The organism is Nonomuraea sp. NPDC005692, from assembly GCF_040631115.1.
Taxonomy (GTDB): Bacteria; Actinomycetota; Actinomycetes; order Streptosporangiales; family Streptosporangiaceae; genus Nonomuraea.
Genome location: NZ_JBEXYU010000005.1, coordinates 63597 through 78335, shown reverse-complemented (window position 1 = coordinate 78335; position 14739 = coordinate 63597). Strand labels below are relative to the sequence as shown.

The following is a 14739-nucleotide window of genomic DNA, read 5'->3' as shown; positions in this document are numbered from 1 at the left end:
CCGACATGCCGCATCTCACCGAGACCGCCGCCGAACCCAGGGCCGGGCGGCGCGAATGGGCCGGGCTGGCGGTGCTCGCCCTGCCCACCCTGCTCGTCGCGGTCGACATCAACGCGCTGTTCCTGGCGCTGCCCCGGCTGAGCGTGGAGCTGGGGGCGAGCGCCGTCCAGCAGTTGTGGATCATCGACATCTACGGGTTCATGGTCGCCGGGCTGGTGATCACGATGGGCGGCCTCGGCGACCGCATCGGCCGCCGGCGGCTCCTGCTGACCGGCGCGGCGGCCTTCGGCGTCGCCTCCCTCGCGGCGGCGTACGCGGTCAGCCCCGCCATGCTGATCGCCGCCCGTACGGTGCTGGGCGTCGCGGGCGCCACGCTCATGCCCTCCACGCTCGCGCTCATCACCAACATGTTCCGCGACGCCCGGCAGCGCGGCACGGCCATCGCCGCCTGGGCCACCTGCCAGTTCGCCGGGGCCGCGCTCGGGCCGGTCGTCGGCGGGCTGCTGCTGGAGCACTTCTGGTGGGGGTCGGTGTTCCTGCTGGCCGTCCCCGTGATCGCGGTGCTGCTCGTGGGCGGCGTGCTGCTGCTGCCGGAGTTCCGCGACCCGGACGGCGGGCGCATGGACCTGGCCAGCGTCGCGCTGTCGATGCTGGCGATCCTGCCGGTGGTCTGGGGCGTCAAGGAGCTGGCCGCCTCGTCGGCGTCGGCCGGGCCCGGGGCGCCGCTCGCGGCGATCGCGGTCGGCGTGGCGTTCGGGGCCGCGTTCGTACGGCGGCAGCTCACGCTCGACGTTCCCCTGCTCAACCTGCGCCTGTTCACCCAGCGCCCGCTCACCCTGATCCTGACCGCCCTGGTGCTGGCGGGCATCGCCATGGCGGGCACCGGCCTCCTGGTCACCCAGTACCTTCAGTCGGTGCTGGGGCACACCCCGGCGCAGTCGGCACTGTGGTTCGCGCCAATGGGGCTAGGCGTCGCACTGGGGACCACGCTCACCCCGGCCCTGACCCGCCGCGTCGCCCCCCGCACCGCCATCATGGGCGGCCTGACGCTGGCGGCCGCCGGGGCGACGCTGCTCACGCAGGCCGAGGCCGGGCTGCCGGTGGTGATCACCGCCATCACCGTGCTGGCGCTGGGCACCGGCCCGCTGTTCGCCCTGGGCACGGGGATCGTGGTCGGGTCGGTGCCGCCGGAGAAGGCCGGGTCGGCGGCCTCGCTGGCCGAGTCGGGCAACTTCCTGGGCGGGACGCTCGGCCTGGCCCTGCTCGGCACGGCCGCGGCTGCCGTCTACCACCACGCCCTGCCCGCGCACGTGCCCGGCGCGGCCAGGGAGACCGTGGCGGCAGCGGCGGCCGCGGCCAGGGGGCTCGCCCCGGCGCGGGCCGCCGAGCTGCTGGCGGCCAGTCACGCCGCGTTCCTCAGCGGGATCGTGGCGATCGGCCTGGCGGGCGCGGCCCTGTTCGTGCTGGCCGCGCTGCTGACCTCGCTGCTGCCCCGCGCGAACGCGGCGTGACGGCCGGCTCAGGCCAGGCGGAACTGCAGGTCGATGTCCCACTTGTTCAGGTCGGGCTCGATCCGCGGGTCCGTCTGGTACAGCTCCAGCCGGCAGCCCCAGTGCTCGGTGCCGTCCTTCTCGGTCATGTCCCAGGTCAGGCCCTGCTCGGCGGCCCACGTCAGCACCGACTCGATGACGCCGGAGAGCTGGTCGGGGTGGCCGTGGTGGGACTCGGTGACGAAACGGCCCGCCGGCAGCGTGCCCACGTGGAACTCGCCCTCCACGGGCTCGGTGATGGGCGCGGTGACGGGCACGCCCGCCTCCACCACCAGCCGGTCCTCCGGCATGTCGATGCTGTGGTACCGGAAGAACGGGGCTCCGGCCATCGTGTGCCCGCGCTCGGCGAGCCAGCCGATCATCTCCGCGATCCGGTCTCCGACGAGGCCGAAGCTGGTCATCGTGATGGTCTTCTTGATCCCGAGGTAAGGACGCTCGGGAAGTTCGACGATCTGTGGCATGTGTCTGTCCTCCTTCACCTGTCAGTACGGAGCGGCCGGCCGAAACTCATCGGCAGGCCGAAGGACGGCACCAGCCGGGGATTGAGAAAGGTGGTCACGCCGGTGACGACTCCGCCGCCGATCTCCAGGACTACCAGGGCGAACGCCTCCCCGTCCCGGTACTGGGCGAAGGCGGGCGCGCCGTTCGCCCCGGCCGGCAGCAGGCGGTCGCCCGCGCAGGGCGCGCCGGCGGCCAGCAGGACCGCCCTGACCGCCTCCCGGCCGCGCAGCCACCACGCGAACGGCGGCATCGACATCGTCGCGTCCTCGTGCAGCAGCGAGACCAGCGCGTCCACGTCGTACCGCTCGAAGGCGGAGACGTAGCGGTCGAGCAGCCTCCCGTCGACCTCGGCGTCCTCGGGGGCGACCGCGGGGAGCCGGGCGCGGGCCCGCTGCAACGCGCTGTTCACGGACGCGACGCTCATCCCCAGCAGGCCCGCCACCTCGGCGGCCTGCCACTTCAGCACGTCGCGCAGGATGAGCACGGCCCGCTGCCGCGGCGGCAGCCCTTGCAGCGCGGCCACGAACGCCAGCCGCACGCTCTCCCTGGCCACCGCCAGCTCCGCCGGGTCGGCCGGCAACACGCGCCCGTCGGCTACCGGCCACACCCAGGCGTCTCCGGGCAGCGGGTCGCCGAGCGGGTCACCGGGACGCGCCGCCGGCCCGAGGTCCATCGCCCGCGCCCGCCGCTGCGGCCCGCGCAACATGTCCAGGCAGACGGACGTGGCGAGCCGGAACAACCACGGGCGCAACGGCCCCCGCCCCGGCTCGTACGTGCGCCACGCCCTGACGAACGTCTCCTGCACCGCGTCCTCGGCCTCGAAGCCCGAGCCGAGCATCCGGTAGCAGTAGCCGGTCAGCTCGACCCGGTGGTGTTCCAGCTCGGTCGCCTCCACTAGGCCGGGGCCACCTCGATCTGCAGCTCGTGCACCCATTCGGCGCGGTCCTCCGGGCAGTGCAGCGACACCTCTCTCGCCAGGTCGAGCGAGCGGTAGCCGTTCTCCTCGATCCAGTGGGCCAGGGCCTGGAAGGTCGGCCCGACGGCCTCCATCGGGCCGTGGTGGATGATCGTGGCCGCCGTGCCGATCGCGGGCAGGTCCCTGACCTCGAAGTCGTGGCGCGGATCGGGGTCCACGTTGACCGGCAGGCAGGCGTGGACCATCACCGAGCCGTCGTCCTCCTGGCGGTAGTAGGCCAGGCCGGGGCCGACCACGCGGACGTCCGCCCGCTCCACGCGGGCGCAGATCTCGGCGAACAGCGGCCCGATCACCGGGCCGACGTCCTCGCCCTCGTAGCTGGCCGCCCTGGCGCCGAGCTGCGCGACCCGTACCGGGTCGACCTTCTTGAGCACGACTTCCGCGGTTCTCATGTGGCCCTCCGTCTCGATGCTGCGGAGTCTCGCCTCGACGCCGCGCAGCCTGGCCAGGTCGGCGCTGATCCGGGCCTCCAGCTGGGCGCGGCGCAGCCGTACCATGCCGTGCAGCTCTTCGGTGCTGACCTTCTCGTCCAGGATTGTCCGGACCTGTTCCAGCGTGAAGCCGAGGTCCTTGATGGCGACGATCCGGTTGAGTCTGGCCAGTTGCGCGGCCTGGTAGGACCGGTAGCCGGTGAGCGGGTCCACGTGCGCGGGGCGCAGCAGGCCGATGGCGTCGTAGTGGCGGAGCATGCGTACGGACACGAGCCCCAGCCGGGCGAAATCTCCGATGCTGAACATGTCCGGTCCAGAAGTAGGGGCTCACACGGTGTCAGAGTCAACCTATGGCGATTTCTGGGGACATGGGGTATTTTCCAGCGTAACAAGCAACCGAACGTTCGTTAGGTCGCCATGGACGTGGACACACTGCTCCGGATCAGGACGGCCGCGGTGCGGCTCTTCGCCCGGCAGGGCTATGCCGCCACCGGCATCCGAGACCTGGCCAGGGCGGTGAACCTGACCAACGCCGGCGTCTACCACCACGTCCACAGCAAGGAAGCCCTGCTGGCCGACCTCATGCGGACCGGCCTGCAAGGGCTGATCGACTCGACCGCCCGCGTCCTGGCCGGGGCCACGCGTCCCGCCGACCGCCTCGCCCTGCTGATCACCTCGCTCACCGCCCTGCACGCGCTCACCCCCCTGACCAGCCGCGTCATGGACGGCGAGCTCCGCTCCCTGACCCCCGGCTCGCCCGCCCACACCGAGGTCATCGCCCTGCGCGACGCCTACGAGAGCCACTGGAAGAGCGCCCTGGCCGACGGCGTCGCCGAAGGCGCCTTCCACGTCGCCGACCAGAAGCTGACCCGCCTCGCCCTCATGTCCATGTGCACCGGCACCAGCGAGTGGTACCGCCCCGACGGGGACTCGACGCTGGAGCAGGTGTGCGCGGAGTTCGTCACGATCGGCCTGGCCGCCGTACGCGCCGCCGGCCCGGTCGTGGCGCCCCTCGATCGACGCCTGCTGCCCGTCTTCCCGTGGGAGCCGCCGGATGCACACCACGATCCCCGACCTGCTGAGGCACGCCGCTAGCACGTACGGCGAGCGCGAGTTCCTCCGTTTCCCCGCCCCCTCACCCGCCCTCCCTGCGACCTCGCTGAGCTTCGTCGAGGCCGACGCCGTCTCCGACCGCCTGGCCCGCGCGCTGGCCGGCCAGGGTGTACGCCCCGGCGACCGGGTGGCCGTCATGCTGGACAACGAGCCGTGGTGGCCGTTGAGCTGGTTCGCCGTCCTGAAGGCGGGGGCGGTCACCGTCCCCGTGAACGTGCGGTACCAGGCCGCCGACCTGGAGCACGTTCTGCGCGACTCCGGCGCGGTCGCCACCCTGACCGGCGCGGAACACGCCGCGCGGGTGCCGGGCGTGGTGCACCTCGTGGACGAGCTGACGGATGGCCCACCTCTCGACATATCCCTCAGCGCGGACAATATCGCCAATTTTCAGTACACGTCGGGGACGACGGGCTTCCCCAAAGCCTGCCTGCTCGCCCACGACTACTGGATCAGGACCGCCCGCGTCGTCGCCGACCTCGTACGCCTGCGCGACGACGACGTCCTGCTGATCGCCCAGGCGTACTCCTACATGGACCCGCAGTGGACCACCCTGCTCTGCCTGCTCGGCGGCATCCCGCAGGTGGTGCTCCCCCGGTTCTCCGCCTCGGGCTTCTGGCCCGCCGTCCGTGAGCACGGCGCGACCCTGACGTACGTGCTGGGCACCATGCCCCTGCTGATGCACAAGCAGCCGCCGAGCCCCCTCGACCGCGACAACCGTATGCGGCTCGTGCTCTGCTCGGGCATCGCCCCCGGCCTGCACCGCGCGTTCGAGGAGCGCTGGGGCGCGCCCTGGCGCGAGCTGTACGGCTCCACCGAGAGCGGCTGCGACCTGATGGCCGCCCCGGACGCCGACGACACCGTCGGCACCGGCGCGCTGGGCACGCCGCCGCCCGGCAAGGAGGTCCGGCTCGACGAGGAGACGGGCGAGATCCTGGTCCGCGGCACACCCATGATGACCGGCTACTGGAACCATCCCGAGGCCACCGCGCACGCCTTCCGCGGCGGCTGGTACCACACCGGCGACCTCGGCGTCCGCGACGCGCGAGGCCGCATCCGGCACGCCGGACGGCTGAAGGACATGGTCCGCAGGGGCGGTGAGAACATCTCGTGCGCCGAGGTCGAGAGCGTGCTCGCCGGGCATCCCGCGGTCCTGTCCGCGGCCCTGGTGCCCATCCCCGACGACCTCTTCGGCGAGCTGCCCAAGGCGTTCCTCCAGCTCCGCCCCGGTCACGCCGCCGACGCCGGCACCGCCGCCGCCGTCATCGCCCACGCCAGGGAACGCCTGGCCCGCTTCAAGGTCCCGGCGTACGTGGAGTTCGTGGAGTCGTTCACGCTCACTCCGTCCGCCCGCATCGAGAAGCGCCACCTGCTCCGCCCCGGCCGCGACCAGCGCGCCGCCCCCGCCATTCCCACGGAGGACCCGGCATGATCGACGTGACCGTACGCGACGAGGTGGCCGTGATCACCCTCGCCCGCCCCGAGAAGCTGAACGCCCTGACCGCCGGCATGCGGCGGGACCTGGCCGCGGCCGTCCGCGCGCACGGCCGTACCGCCAGGGGAATCGTGGTGACCGGCGCCGGCCGGGCGTTCTCGGCGGGCGAGGACATCGCCGAGGCGGCGGGCAAGCCGCTGGAGGCGGAGGTCGAGTCGTTCCATGACATGACCAGGGCCGTGCTGGAGACGCGGGTGCCGGTGGTCGCCGCGGTCAACGGCCTGGCCGTCGGCGGCGCCGCCGAGTGGACGCTCTGCTTCGACACCCGCATCGGCGCCGCCCCGGCCGCCGAGTACTTCTTCCCCGAGAACCACCTCGGCCTGTCGATCTCGAACGCGGCCAGTCACCTGCTGCTCCGGCTGGCCGGCGGCCGGGCGCTGCGGCTGGTGCTGGACTCGGCCCGCCTGAGCGCCGCCGACGCGCTGACGGCCGGGCTGCTGGACGAGCTCGTGCCCGCCGAGGAGCTGGTGGAGACGGCGATCGCGCGGGTGCGCCACTGGACCCGGCCGGGCACCGCCACCGCCGTGCACCTGGAGCTGCTGCGCCCGCCGCTGGCCGAGGTCGAGCGCGCCTTCGGGGCCGAGACCGTGGCCGCCCGGCAGGTGGAGCAGGCGGGCCTGGCCCAGGCCGGCATGACCCGCTTCCTGACCCGCCGAACCCCCTGACCCGCCGGACCCTCACCCGCCGGGCCCCTGCCCCTGGTCCTCGCGTTCGGGCCGGGGGCGGTCAGGCGATGACGATGGCGGCCACGATCAGGGCGACCGCGACCACGAGGACGGCGATCGAGTCGTAGGACCAGGTGACCTTGACCGGTGCCACCGCGGCCGCCGGCTCCGCGCGGCGGTGGGCGGCCTCGGCGCGGTCGCGGATCTGGTCGCCCACGAAGTCGGCGTGGGTCTTGCCGGTGAACGCCTCGGCGGCGGCCTGCTCGGCCTTGCTGACCGTGGCCTCGACCCGGAACCGGCCACCCCGCTGGGGCTTGGGCACGCCGCGCCGCTGCGCCTTGGACCGCTCTCTGGCGCTGCTCATGGGCGTCCACAACCGCAGCACCTGCTCCTCGCCGCCCTCGCCGGCGTAACGGACGGCGATGGAGTGGGTGACCGTCACCTCGCCCACGGACGCCCACGGCAGGAACGTCGTGCGCAGCGGGTTACGGGCCAGCAGCCCCTCCTCGCCGACCACGGTGGCGGGCCGGACCGCGATCGCGTAGACGAGCGCCGACATCGCCCCGAGCACGGCCAGCGCCACCATGGACGGCTTACCGTTGTAGTGGGCCGTCAGGTCCCAGACGTTGAACGCCACGAAGACCAGCCAGGCGCAGCCCAGCACGAACCCGGTCTTGGACCGGTAGGTGTGTTTCACGGCTGCCACTTGATCTGCGCGAACCCCGGCTTGATCACGCCGTTGATCAGCGCCAGCCGCTCGTCGAACGGGAGGAAGGCCGACTTCATCGCGTTGACCGTGAACCACTGCAGGTCGTCCCAGTCGTAGCCGAACGCCTCGACCAGCTTGGCGAACTCGAGAGACACGCTCGTCGAGCTCATCAGCCGGTTGTCGGTGTTGACGGTGACCCGGAAGTGCAGCCTGCGCAGCAGCCCGATGGGATGCTCGGCGATCGAGTCGGCGGCCCCGGTCTGGAGGTTGGACGTGGGGCACATCTCCAGCGGGATGCGCTTGTCGCGCACGTACGCCGCCAGTCGCCCCAGCTTGGCCGACCCGTCGCCGGCCACGGTGATGTCGTCGATGATCCGCACGCCGTGGCCCAGGCGGTCGGCGCCGCACCACTGGATGGCCTGCCAGATCGACGGCAACCCGAACGCCTCGCCGGCGTGGATCGTGAAGTGCGCGTTCTCCCGCTGGAGGTATTCGAAGGCGTCGAGGTGCCGGGTGGGCGGGTAGCCGGCCTCGGCCCCGGCGATGTCGAACCCCACGACGCCGACGTCACGGTAGCGCACGGCCAGCTCGGCGATCTCCATCGAGCGCGCCATGTGGCGCATCGCGGTCAGCAGCGTGCCGACCCGGATGCCGCGCCCCTGCGAGCCCAGCGTGAACCCTTCGAGCACCGCCTCCACCACCTGGTCGAGGCTCAGCCCCATGGTGGTGTGCTGCTCGGGGGCGAAGCGCACCTCGGCGTAGACCACGCCGTCGTCGGCGAGGTCGCGGGCGCACTCGGCGGCCACCCGGACCAGGGATTCGCGGGTCTGCATGACCGCGACCGTGTGGTCGAAGGTCTCCAGGTAACGCTCCAGCGACCCGGAGTCGGCGGCCTCCTCGAACCAGAGGCGCAGATTGTCGGGGTCGGTGGAGGGCAGCCGCCCGTAGTCGATCTCCCGTGCGAGCTCGACGATCGTCTCGGCGCGCAGCCCGCCGTCGAGGTGATCGTGCAACAACACCTTGGGAGCCTGCCGGATCTTGTCAAGCGTGGGGCTCATCTGGCCATGATATGAGCACAGTCCTCCGCCGCCGCACACGTCGCGCCCGCCTGTGGACGACCCTTCCGGCACACCCGCGGTCGACGCCCGGTCAGTCGCGGCCGGCGCTCTCCGGCGTGAAGGCGGGCAGGCACACGGCGACGTACTCGGCGCCGTCGGGGCCCACGCTGTAGCGCACCTTCTCCCCCGGCGAGGTCACCACCGACTGGCCCGCGCCGACCTCGACCGTGCCGCCGTCGTGCTCGACGAGCAGGCTGCCGCGCAGGACCACGGTGTACTCGGCGAACGACGGAGTCTGGGCGGGCTCGGCCCAGCCGGGCGGGGCGGTCATGTGGGCGATGGAGACCTGCTCGTCGCCGCTGTTGACGCGCCCCACGTGCTCGTCGATGATCTTGCCGCCGGGGACGGGGATGCGGGTCGGGCCCTCGATCTTTCTCACCACGGGCTTCAGTGTGCCACGTCGAGGACCAGCCGGCTCGGCGCGGACTGCTCCTTCACCCGGAAGCCGGCCCGGCGGGCGAGCGCCAGGCCGACGCCCACGCGCCCCTCGAAGTCGCCGGTCCTGACGACGTCGGAGACGTTCTTGAGGCCGGCCCGGTAGACGGGGCCGCCCTTCCAGGTGGGGTAGCCGTCGTCGTCGTGCGCGTTGGCGGGGAAGAGGGTGAGCTGCAGGTACGCGCCGCCGTGGACGCCCATGGGCTCGCCGGAACCGTCCTGGAGGAACTCGTCCACCCATTTCACCTTGTAGCCAGGGATGTCGCCCTTGAGGTCGATCACCACCCGGTCGTAGCCGTCGTGGGTCGCGTACCGGACGCCGGTCACCACGGCCGGGTCGAGGCCGTCGCGCTCGACGTCCACCTCGGCGGTGCTGGTGGGGACGTCCGAGGGGGCGCTGCGGGGGGTGGCGGTGCCGGGACCGGTGTCCGCGGGGGTGTCCAGCCGGGCGGTCTGCGAGGAGGTGCCGCACGCGGTCAGAACGGCGAGGCAGGCGAGCGGGACGGCGAGGCGAAGGCGCGACGGCCGCTCGCCGGCCGGGGATGACGGGCGCATGCCCGGTAGATGCCCAGCCCACCGGCCTGCAAGCGGCCTGGCGTCGGATCGGCCCGGGTTTCCTGGCACTTCCGCGGAGCCGGGACTCCCTCTACGCTGATCAACCTCCAAGGAGTCATACAAGTGAGCAAATCCCACGATTTATCGGCTTTTCTTGCGTCTTATGGGCCGTCTTTCGCTCGGACGGCCTACCTGCTGACGGGCGACGCGGACAAGGCGCGCGAGCTGGCCACCGCGGCGCTCGTCTCGTCCTGCCGCCGGTGGTCCGCGATCCGCTACCACCGCCCGGCCGACGCGGTGCTGCGCGAGCTGTACGGACGGTTCCTGGGCGCGACGGGCGCGCCCTGGCCGGCCCCGGAGGGTCACCTGCTCGCCGGGCTCGCCCCGAGAACCCGCGCGGCCGTCGCCGTCACCTTCCACGACGGGCTGAGCCTGCCGCACGCCGCCGTGATCACGGGCCTGTGGATCGGCGCGCTGGACGACGAACTGCGACGGGCCCGCGCCCAGCTCCGCACCACCCACCCGACCCTGTTCGAGAACCACCCAGCCCCGCCGGGGAACCCCGCAGCCCCGGCCGAGGATCCGGCGGACCTGGCCGAGGAGCGCGTGGACCCGTCCGAGGATCCGGCGAACCCGTCCGGAGGCCGCTGGGGCGACCGGCCGGGGAGCGGCGCGGCGTCCGCCTCACTCTGGACGCTCGCCCCCGCTCCCGAGCCCGCCGCCCCGACGGCGGCGCCCCAGGACGGCGCCCCCGGGGATCAGGCCCTGCGGGCCGCGCTGCTCGGCCTGGCCGCCGGGATGCCGCGCGCCGACCTCGCAGAAACGGTCCTGCGGCGGGTCACGGCGCGACGCAGGATCCGGGCGGCGGTGTGGACGTCGGCCTCCCTCGGCCTGGTCGCCGCGATGGTCGCGACGATCGTGGCCGGGCTGTCCGCGGTGGCCGACCGCGTGGACGAGACCATGGCCCGCGCCACCTCCGACCCCGGGACGCGGGGCCCCGGCCAGGAGGTCCGCGACCCGCTGCCCGCCGCGCTCCCCGACCCGGTCCGCTTCGCCTACCCGGGCTACTGCCGCGACGCCGAGGCCGACGCCCGTGCCCCGCAACCCTGCGGCCAGTGGGTGCTCACCACCCGGTCGGGCACGGAATGGCGGCTGCCGGACGCGCGGGCCGGCTACGACCCGGCCACCGGCGAGTACATGCCGCTCGCCCTCAGCCAGGACGGCCACCGGCTCGTCTACCAGAACCCGCAGGGCCGTTACCTGGTCCACGACCTGCCCACGGGCGTGGTCAAGGGCATCGACGCCACGGCCGGGGACGGCGAGGCGCACATCAGGTCGTCCCCGGACGGCCGCTACTTCGCGCTGTCCTTCGGCGACGCCGGCGACAGCGCGGTGCTCGACTTCCGGACCGGCACGACCCGCACCGTACGCGGCAAGGACGTCGAGATCCTGGCCGTCCACGACGACGGCACGCGCGTGGTCGCCGAACGCCGGGACACCACCGCCGTCCCGGGCCACGCCTCCGTCAGCACGCTGAGGCTGGACGGCGGCGGCACCCGCACGAAGGGCTTCCGGATCGACCCCGCCCTCATCGAGCACGGCGCCGCGCTCGCCCCGGACGGCCGCTCCCTGGCCCTGGTGACGGCCGACGACCGCCTGGTCACCATGGACGCCCGCACCGGCCGCGTCACCGGCCCCCGCCCCCGCCTGGACGTCGACGACCTCGAAGTGATCAGGGTGGAGCGCTGGCTGAGCCGCGACAAGGTCCTCGTGCGCCTGTGGGACCAGGAGGACGTCTACCTGGTCCAGGTGAACGTCCGCACCGGCGAGAGCGCCGACCTCGGCGACTCGGCGACGGAGTGGATCGACTACTCCGACCCGATCGGCGCCCTGGAGAAATGAGGAAGAGGGCCCCGCCCCCCGGCGGAACCCTCTTCCCCGTCACAGGGAGGTCAGACGGCCTCGAAGACCTTCGCGTCCTCGGCCTCGACCGCGGCGGCCTTGCGCGAGCGCAGCCCGGTGGCCGAGATCGCCAGCCCGACCAGGGCCAGCACCAGCGCGACCACGATCGCCGAGCGCAGCGCGCCGATCGACAGCGTCTCGCCGCCCGAGGTCAGCACGGCGGTCACCACGGCCAGCACGATCGCGCCGCCGACCTGGCCGGAGGTGTTGAGCAGCCCGGAGGCCAGGCCCTGCTCGTCGTCGTCCACGCCGTTGGTGGCCTGGATGTTCAGCGAGGGGAAGGACAGGGCGAACGCCACGCCCAGCAGGACCATGCCGGGGAGCACCATGCCGCCCAGGCTCGGCGTCTCGTCGATGCCCAGGAAGATCGCGTAACCGCCGGCCAGGGCCGCGGCGCCGATGACGATCAGCTTGCCGGTGCCGAACCTGTCGGCGAAGTCCCCCATCTTGGTCGAGCTGACCGCGACGAGCAGGCCCGCGGGCAGGAACGCCAGGGCCGTGCCGAGCGCCGACCAGTGCAGCAGGTTCTGGAAGTACTGCATGGCCACGAACTGGAAGGCCACGTACGAACCCATCAGGATGAGCAGCCCCAGGTTGGCCCGGACGATGTGACCCGAGCGCAGGATGCCGAGCCGCACCAGCGGGTGCTTCATCCGCAGCTCGGTGAGGACGAACAGGCCGAGCAGCACCGCGACGGCCACCAGCGAGCCGATCGTCTGGAACGAGGCCCACCCGGCCTCGGGAGCCTGCACGACGGTGAAGACGAGCAGCAACATCGAGGCGGTGATCAGCACGGCGCCGACGAGGTCGTGGCCGCCCTCGGCCCGCTCCTCCTGGCCCTTCGGCAGCACCTTCAACGCGGCGATCAGCGCGATGATCGCGACCGGCACCGGCATGAGGAGCGTCCACCGCCAGCCGATCTCGGTCAGCAGGCCGGAGAGCACCAGGCCGAGCGAGTAGCCGCTCGCGCCGCAGGCGGTGAAGATGCTCAACGCCTTGTTGCGCTCCGGGCCCTCCGGAAACGTGGTGGTGATGATCGACAAAGCGGCGGGCGCGGTGAACGCCGCGGCAACACCCTTGACGAACCGGGCGGCGATCAGCAGGCCCCCGTCGTCCACGACACCACCCAGCAACGACGCGACGGCGAAGACGCCCAGAGCGACCAGGAACACCCTGCGCCGCCCGAGCAGGTCGGCGGTCCTGCCCCCGAGCAACAGAAGACCGCCATAGCCGAGCACGTAGCCGCTGACCACCCACTGCAGGGAAGACGTGCTGAGGCCCAGATCATGCTGGATGGCCGGCAGGGCGACACCGACCATGGAGACATCAAGGGCGTCAAGGAAGATCACTGCACAGAGCACGGCGAGCGCGCCCCAACGGGATGAGGAAGAGGACATGAGTCAGAACAATACATGCGTCAGCATCTAATGCAAGTGCATTTAATGCCGTTGCATGAATCTTCCCGAGATGGTAACCTCCGCGACATGGACGAGGAGTTCGTGGTCGAGACCTGGCATTACGTCCTGGCCAAACACGCGAAGGCCATGTGCGCGCTGGAGCGGGAGCTGGGCGAGCGGCACGGGCTCGGGCCCAGCGAGTTCGAGGTGCTCGACCGGATCGTCCACCACGACAGGAAGCTGCGCATCCAGGAGCTCTGCGAAGAGGTCCACCTGAGCCAGAGCGCCCTGTCCAGGGTCGTGGCCAGGCTGGAGAAGAGCGGGCTCGTCACCCGCGGCACGTGCGACTCCGACCGCCGGGGCGTGTTCGTCTGCATCACCGACGAGGGGCGCGCGCGGTACACCGAGGCGCTGCCCACGCAGCGCGCCGTGCTCGCGGGCGTCTTCACCGACGTCCCCGAGGTCCCCGCCGTCACCACCTAGCCGGTACGCGGCCGGGAGAAGCGGCGGCGGCCGTCCCCGGGCAGGGGTCCGGCCGCCGCGCACGAGTGCTTCCGGTGGTCAGCCGATGCGGTCGATGACCAGGGGCAGCAGCTCGCGCCCCGACTCGGCGACCTCGTAGCCGCCCGACAGCGCGTCGAGCGCCCGCTCGAACCTGGCCGTCTCGTCGGCGTGCAGCGTCATCAGCGGCTGGCCCTCGCGCACCAGGTCGCCGGGCTTGGCGTGCAGCACGATCCCGGCCCCGAACGACACCGGGTCCTCCTTGCGCGCCCGTCCGGCGCCGAGCCGCCAGGCGGCCAGCCCCACGGCGTACGCGTCGAGGCGGGCCAGCACCCCGGACGACGGCGCCGTCACCGTCATGCTCTCGGCCGCCCTCGGCAGGACCGCGTCGGGGTTGCCGCCCTGGGCGGAGATCATCCGCCGCCACGCGTCCATGGCCGAGCCGTCGCGCAGCGCGTCGGCCGGGTCCTTGCCGGAGACCCCGGCCGCCGCCAGCATCTCGCGCGCCAGCCGTACGGTCAGCTCGACCACGTCGGACGGCCCGCCGCCGGCCAGCACCTCGATCGACTCCTCGACCTCCAGCGCGTTGCCCACGGCCAGGCCGAGCGGCCGGTCCATGGCCGTCAGCAGGGCGACCGTGCGCACGCCCGCGTCGCTCCCGAGCGCGACCATGGTCTCGGCCAGCTCGCGGGCGCTCTCGGTCGTCTTCATGAACGCCCCGGAGCCCACCTTCACGTCGAGCACCAGCGAGCCGGTGCCCTCGGCGATCTTCTTCGACATGATCGACGAGGCGATCAGCGGGATCGACTCGACGGTGCCGGTGACGTCGCGCAGCGCGTAGAGCTTCTTGTCGGCCGGGGCCAGCCCGGAGCCCGCCGCGCAGACCACCGCGCCGGCCGTGCGCAGGACGTGGAGCATCTGGTCGTTGGAGAGCGAGGCCAGCCAGCCCGGGACGGACTCCAGCTTGTCCAGGGTGCCGCCGGTGTGCCCGAGCCCGCGCCCGGACAGCTGCGGCACGTACGCCCCGCACGCCGCCACCAGGGGCGCCAGCGGCAGCGTGATCTTGTCGCCCACGCCGCCCGTGGAGTGCTTGTCGGCCGTGGGCCGGTCGAGCATCGACCAGTCCATGCGCTCGCCGGACCGGATCATGGCCTGCGTCCAGTCGGCGATCTCGCGCCGGTTCATGCCGTTGAGCAGGATGGCCATGGCCAGGGCGGACATCTGCTCGTCGGCCACGTCACCGCGGGTGTAGGCGGCGATCACCCAGTCGATCTGGGCGGTGGTGAGCTCGCCGCCGTCGCGCTTGGCGCGGATGACCTCGATGGCGTCCATGG

General features: G+C 72.7%; 15 protein-coding genes. 6 read left to right on the top strand and 9 right to left on the bottom strand.

Going from position 1 to position 14739, the window contains the following annotated elements:
* The first annotated feature begins 5 nt into the window (after positions 1-5).
* Positions 6-1511 (top strand): MFS transporter, encoded by a 1506-nt coding sequence (locus ABZ459_RS13365; RefSeq protein WP_357969851.1) that lies wholly within the window; start codon positions 6-8, stop codon positions 1509-1511.
* 8 nt (positions 1512-1519) lie between these two features.
* Here the strand turns inward: ABZ459_RS13365 and ABZ459_RS13360 are convergent, their stop codons facing one another.
* Genes ABZ459_RS13360 through ABZ459_RS13350 form a run of 3 tightly spaced genes read right to left on the bottom strand, consistent with a single transcriptional unit; the run spans position 1520 to position 3764 of the window.
* Positions 1520-2011 (bottom strand): GyrI-like domain-containing protein, encoded by a 492-nt coding sequence (locus ABZ459_RS13360; protein ID WP_357969849.1) that lies wholly within the window; start codon positions 2009-2011, stop codon positions 1520-1522.
* A 14-nt stretch (positions 2012-2025) separates the two neighbouring features.
* Positions 2026-2946, bottom strand: coding sequence for an RNA polymerase subunit sigma-70 (locus ABZ459_RS13355; RefSeq protein WP_357969846.1), 921 nt, complete (start codon positions 2944-2946; stop codon positions 2026-2028).
* The gene (locus tag ABZ459_RS13350; protein ID WP_357969844.1) at positions 2946-3764 is read right to left on the bottom strand and encodes a MerR family transcriptional regulator; all 819 of its coding nucleotides are present in this window, start codon (positions 3762-3764) and stop codon (positions 2946-2948) included. Before ABZ459_RS13350 ends, ABZ459_RS13355 begins: the two co-directional genes overlap by 1 nt.
* A 111-nt stretch (positions 3765-3875) precedes the next feature.
* Here ABZ459_RS13350 and ABZ459_RS13345 point away from each other — a divergent pair, with 111 nt between their 5' ends.
* The 3 genes from ABZ459_RS13345 to ABZ459_RS13335 are packed head-to-tail and all read left to right on the top strand — an operon-like array spanning position 3876 to position 6728.
* Positions 3876-4553 carry a TetR/AcrR family transcriptional regulator gene (locus ABZ459_RS13345; protein ID WP_357969841.1) on the top strand — a complete coding sequence of 226 codons (678 nt, stop codon included), beginning with the start codon at positions 3876-3878 and terminating at the stop codon, positions 4551-4553.
* Complete coding sequence (locus tag ABZ459_RS13340) at positions 4513-6000, top strand: AMP-binding protein (protein WP_357969839.1); 1488 nt, start codon at positions 4513-4515, stop codon at positions 5998-6000. The genes ABZ459_RS13345 and ABZ459_RS13340 overlap by 41 nt, the downstream gene beginning before the upstream one ends.
* Positions 5997-6728 (top strand): enoyl-CoA hydratase/isomerase family protein, encoded by a 732-nt coding sequence (locus tag ABZ459_RS13335; protein ID WP_357969837.1) that lies wholly within the window; start codon positions 5997-5999, stop codon positions 6726-6728. Before ABZ459_RS13340 ends, ABZ459_RS13335 begins: the two co-directional genes overlap by 4 nt.
* Before the next feature lie 61 nt (positions 6729-6789).
* On the opposite strand, the gene ABZ459_RS13330 is transcribed toward ABZ459_RS13335, so the two are convergent.
* The 4 genes from ABZ459_RS13330 to ABZ459_RS13315 all read right to left on the bottom strand — a co-directional run bounded on the left by ABZ459_RS13330 (position 6790) and on the right by ABZ459_RS13315 (position 9545).
* Entirely contained in the window at positions 6790-7425 is a 636-nt protein-coding gene (locus tag ABZ459_RS13330) for a PH domain-containing protein (protein WP_357969835.1), read from the bottom strand.
* A complete protein-coding gene (locus ABZ459_RS13325) occupies positions 7422-8495 on the bottom strand; it encodes an adenosine deaminase (RefSeq protein ID WP_357969832.1) in 1074 nt (357 codons plus the stop codon). The genes ABZ459_RS13330 and ABZ459_RS13325 overlap by 4 nt, the downstream gene beginning before the upstream one ends.
* Before the next feature lie 91 nt (positions 8496-8586).
* Complete coding sequence (locus ABZ459_RS13320; RefSeq protein WP_357969831.1) at positions 8587-8937, bottom strand: cupin domain-containing protein; 351 nt, start codon at positions 8935-8937, stop codon at positions 8587-8589.
* Positions 8938-8942: 5 nt separating this feature from the next.
* The gene (locus ABZ459_RS13315) at positions 8943-9545 is read right to left on the bottom strand and encodes a hypothetical protein (RefSeq protein WP_357969828.1); all 603 of its coding nucleotides are present in this window, start codon (positions 9543-9545) and stop codon (positions 8943-8945) included.
* Positions 9546-9668: 123 nt separating this feature from the next.
* Between ABZ459_RS13315 and ABZ459_RS13310 the strand changes: the two genes are divergently transcribed.
* Entirely contained in the window at positions 9669-11447 is a 1779-nt protein-coding gene (locus tag ABZ459_RS13310) for a hypothetical protein (protein WP_357969825.1), read from the top strand.
* Between the two features lie 50 nt (positions 11448-11497).
* On the opposite strand, the gene ABZ459_RS13305 is transcribed toward ABZ459_RS13310, so the two are convergent.
* Entirely contained in the window at positions 11498-12904 is a 1407-nt protein-coding gene (locus tag ABZ459_RS13305) for an MFS transporter (RefSeq protein ID WP_357969823.1), read from the bottom strand.
* Positions 12905-12991: 87 nt separating this feature from the next.
* Here ABZ459_RS13305 and ABZ459_RS13300 point away from each other — a divergent pair, with 87 nt between their 5' ends.
* Positions 12992-13387, top strand: a complete 396-nt coding sequence (locus ABZ459_RS13300) for a MarR family transcriptional regulator (protein ID WP_357969820.1) — start codon at positions 12992-12994, stop codon at positions 13385-13387.
* A gap of 78 nt (positions 13388-13465) precedes the next feature.
* On the opposite strand, the gene ABZ459_RS13295 is transcribed toward ABZ459_RS13300, so the two are convergent.
* Positions 13466-14737 (bottom strand): thymidine phosphorylase, encoded by a 1272-nt coding sequence (locus ABZ459_RS13295; RefSeq protein ID WP_357969817.1) that lies wholly within the window; start codon positions 14735-14737, stop codon positions 13466-13468.
* Positions 14738-14739: the final 2 nt, after the last annotated feature.

Excerpts from the sequence above, each read along its gene's own strand:
- ABZ459_RS13365 (WP_357969851.1), top strand. The coding sequence starts at position 6 with ATGCCGCATCTCACCGAGACCGCCGCCGAACCCAGGGCCGGGCGGCGC.
- ABZ459_RS13360 (WP_357969849.1), bottom strand. The coding sequence starts at position 2,011 with ATGCCACAGATCGTCGAACTTCCCGAGCGTCCTTACCTCGGGATCAAG.
- ABZ459_RS13350 (WP_357969844.1), bottom strand. The coding sequence starts at position 3,764 with ATGTTCAGCATCGGAGATTTCGCCCGGCTGGGGCTCGTGTCCGTACGC.
- ABZ459_RS13345 (WP_357969841.1), top strand. The coding sequence starts at position 3,876 with ATGGACGTGGACACACTGCTCCGGATCAGGACGGCCGCGGTGCGGCTC.
- ABZ459_RS13340 (WP_357969839.1), top strand. The coding sequence starts at position 4,513 with ATGCACACCACGATCCCCGACCTGCTGAGGCACGCCGCTAGCACGTAC.
- ABZ459_RS13335 (WP_357969837.1), top strand. The coding sequence starts at position 5,997 with ATGATCGACGTGACCGTACGCGACGAGGTGGCCGTGATCACCCTCGCC.
- ABZ459_RS13325 (WP_357969832.1), bottom strand. The coding sequence starts at position 8,495 with ATGAGCCCCACGCTTGACAAGATCCGGCAGGCTCCCAAGGTGTTGTTG.
- ABZ459_RS13315 (WP_357969828.1), bottom strand. The coding sequence starts at position 9,545 with ATGCGCCCGTCATCCCCGGCCGGCGAGCGGCCGTCGCGCCTTCGCCTC.
- ABZ459_RS13305 (WP_357969823.1), bottom strand. The coding sequence starts at position 12,904 with ATGTCCTCTTCCTCATCCCGTTGGGGCGCGCTCGCCGTGCTCTGTGCA.
- ABZ459_RS13300 (WP_357969820.1), top strand. The coding sequence starts at position 12,992 with ATGGACGAGGAGTTCGTGGTCGAGACCTGGCATTACGTCCTGGCCAAA.
- ABZ459_RS13295 (WP_357969817.1), bottom strand. The coding sequence starts at position 14,737 with ATGGACGCCATCGAGGTCATCCGCGCCAAGCGCGACGGCGGCGAGCTC.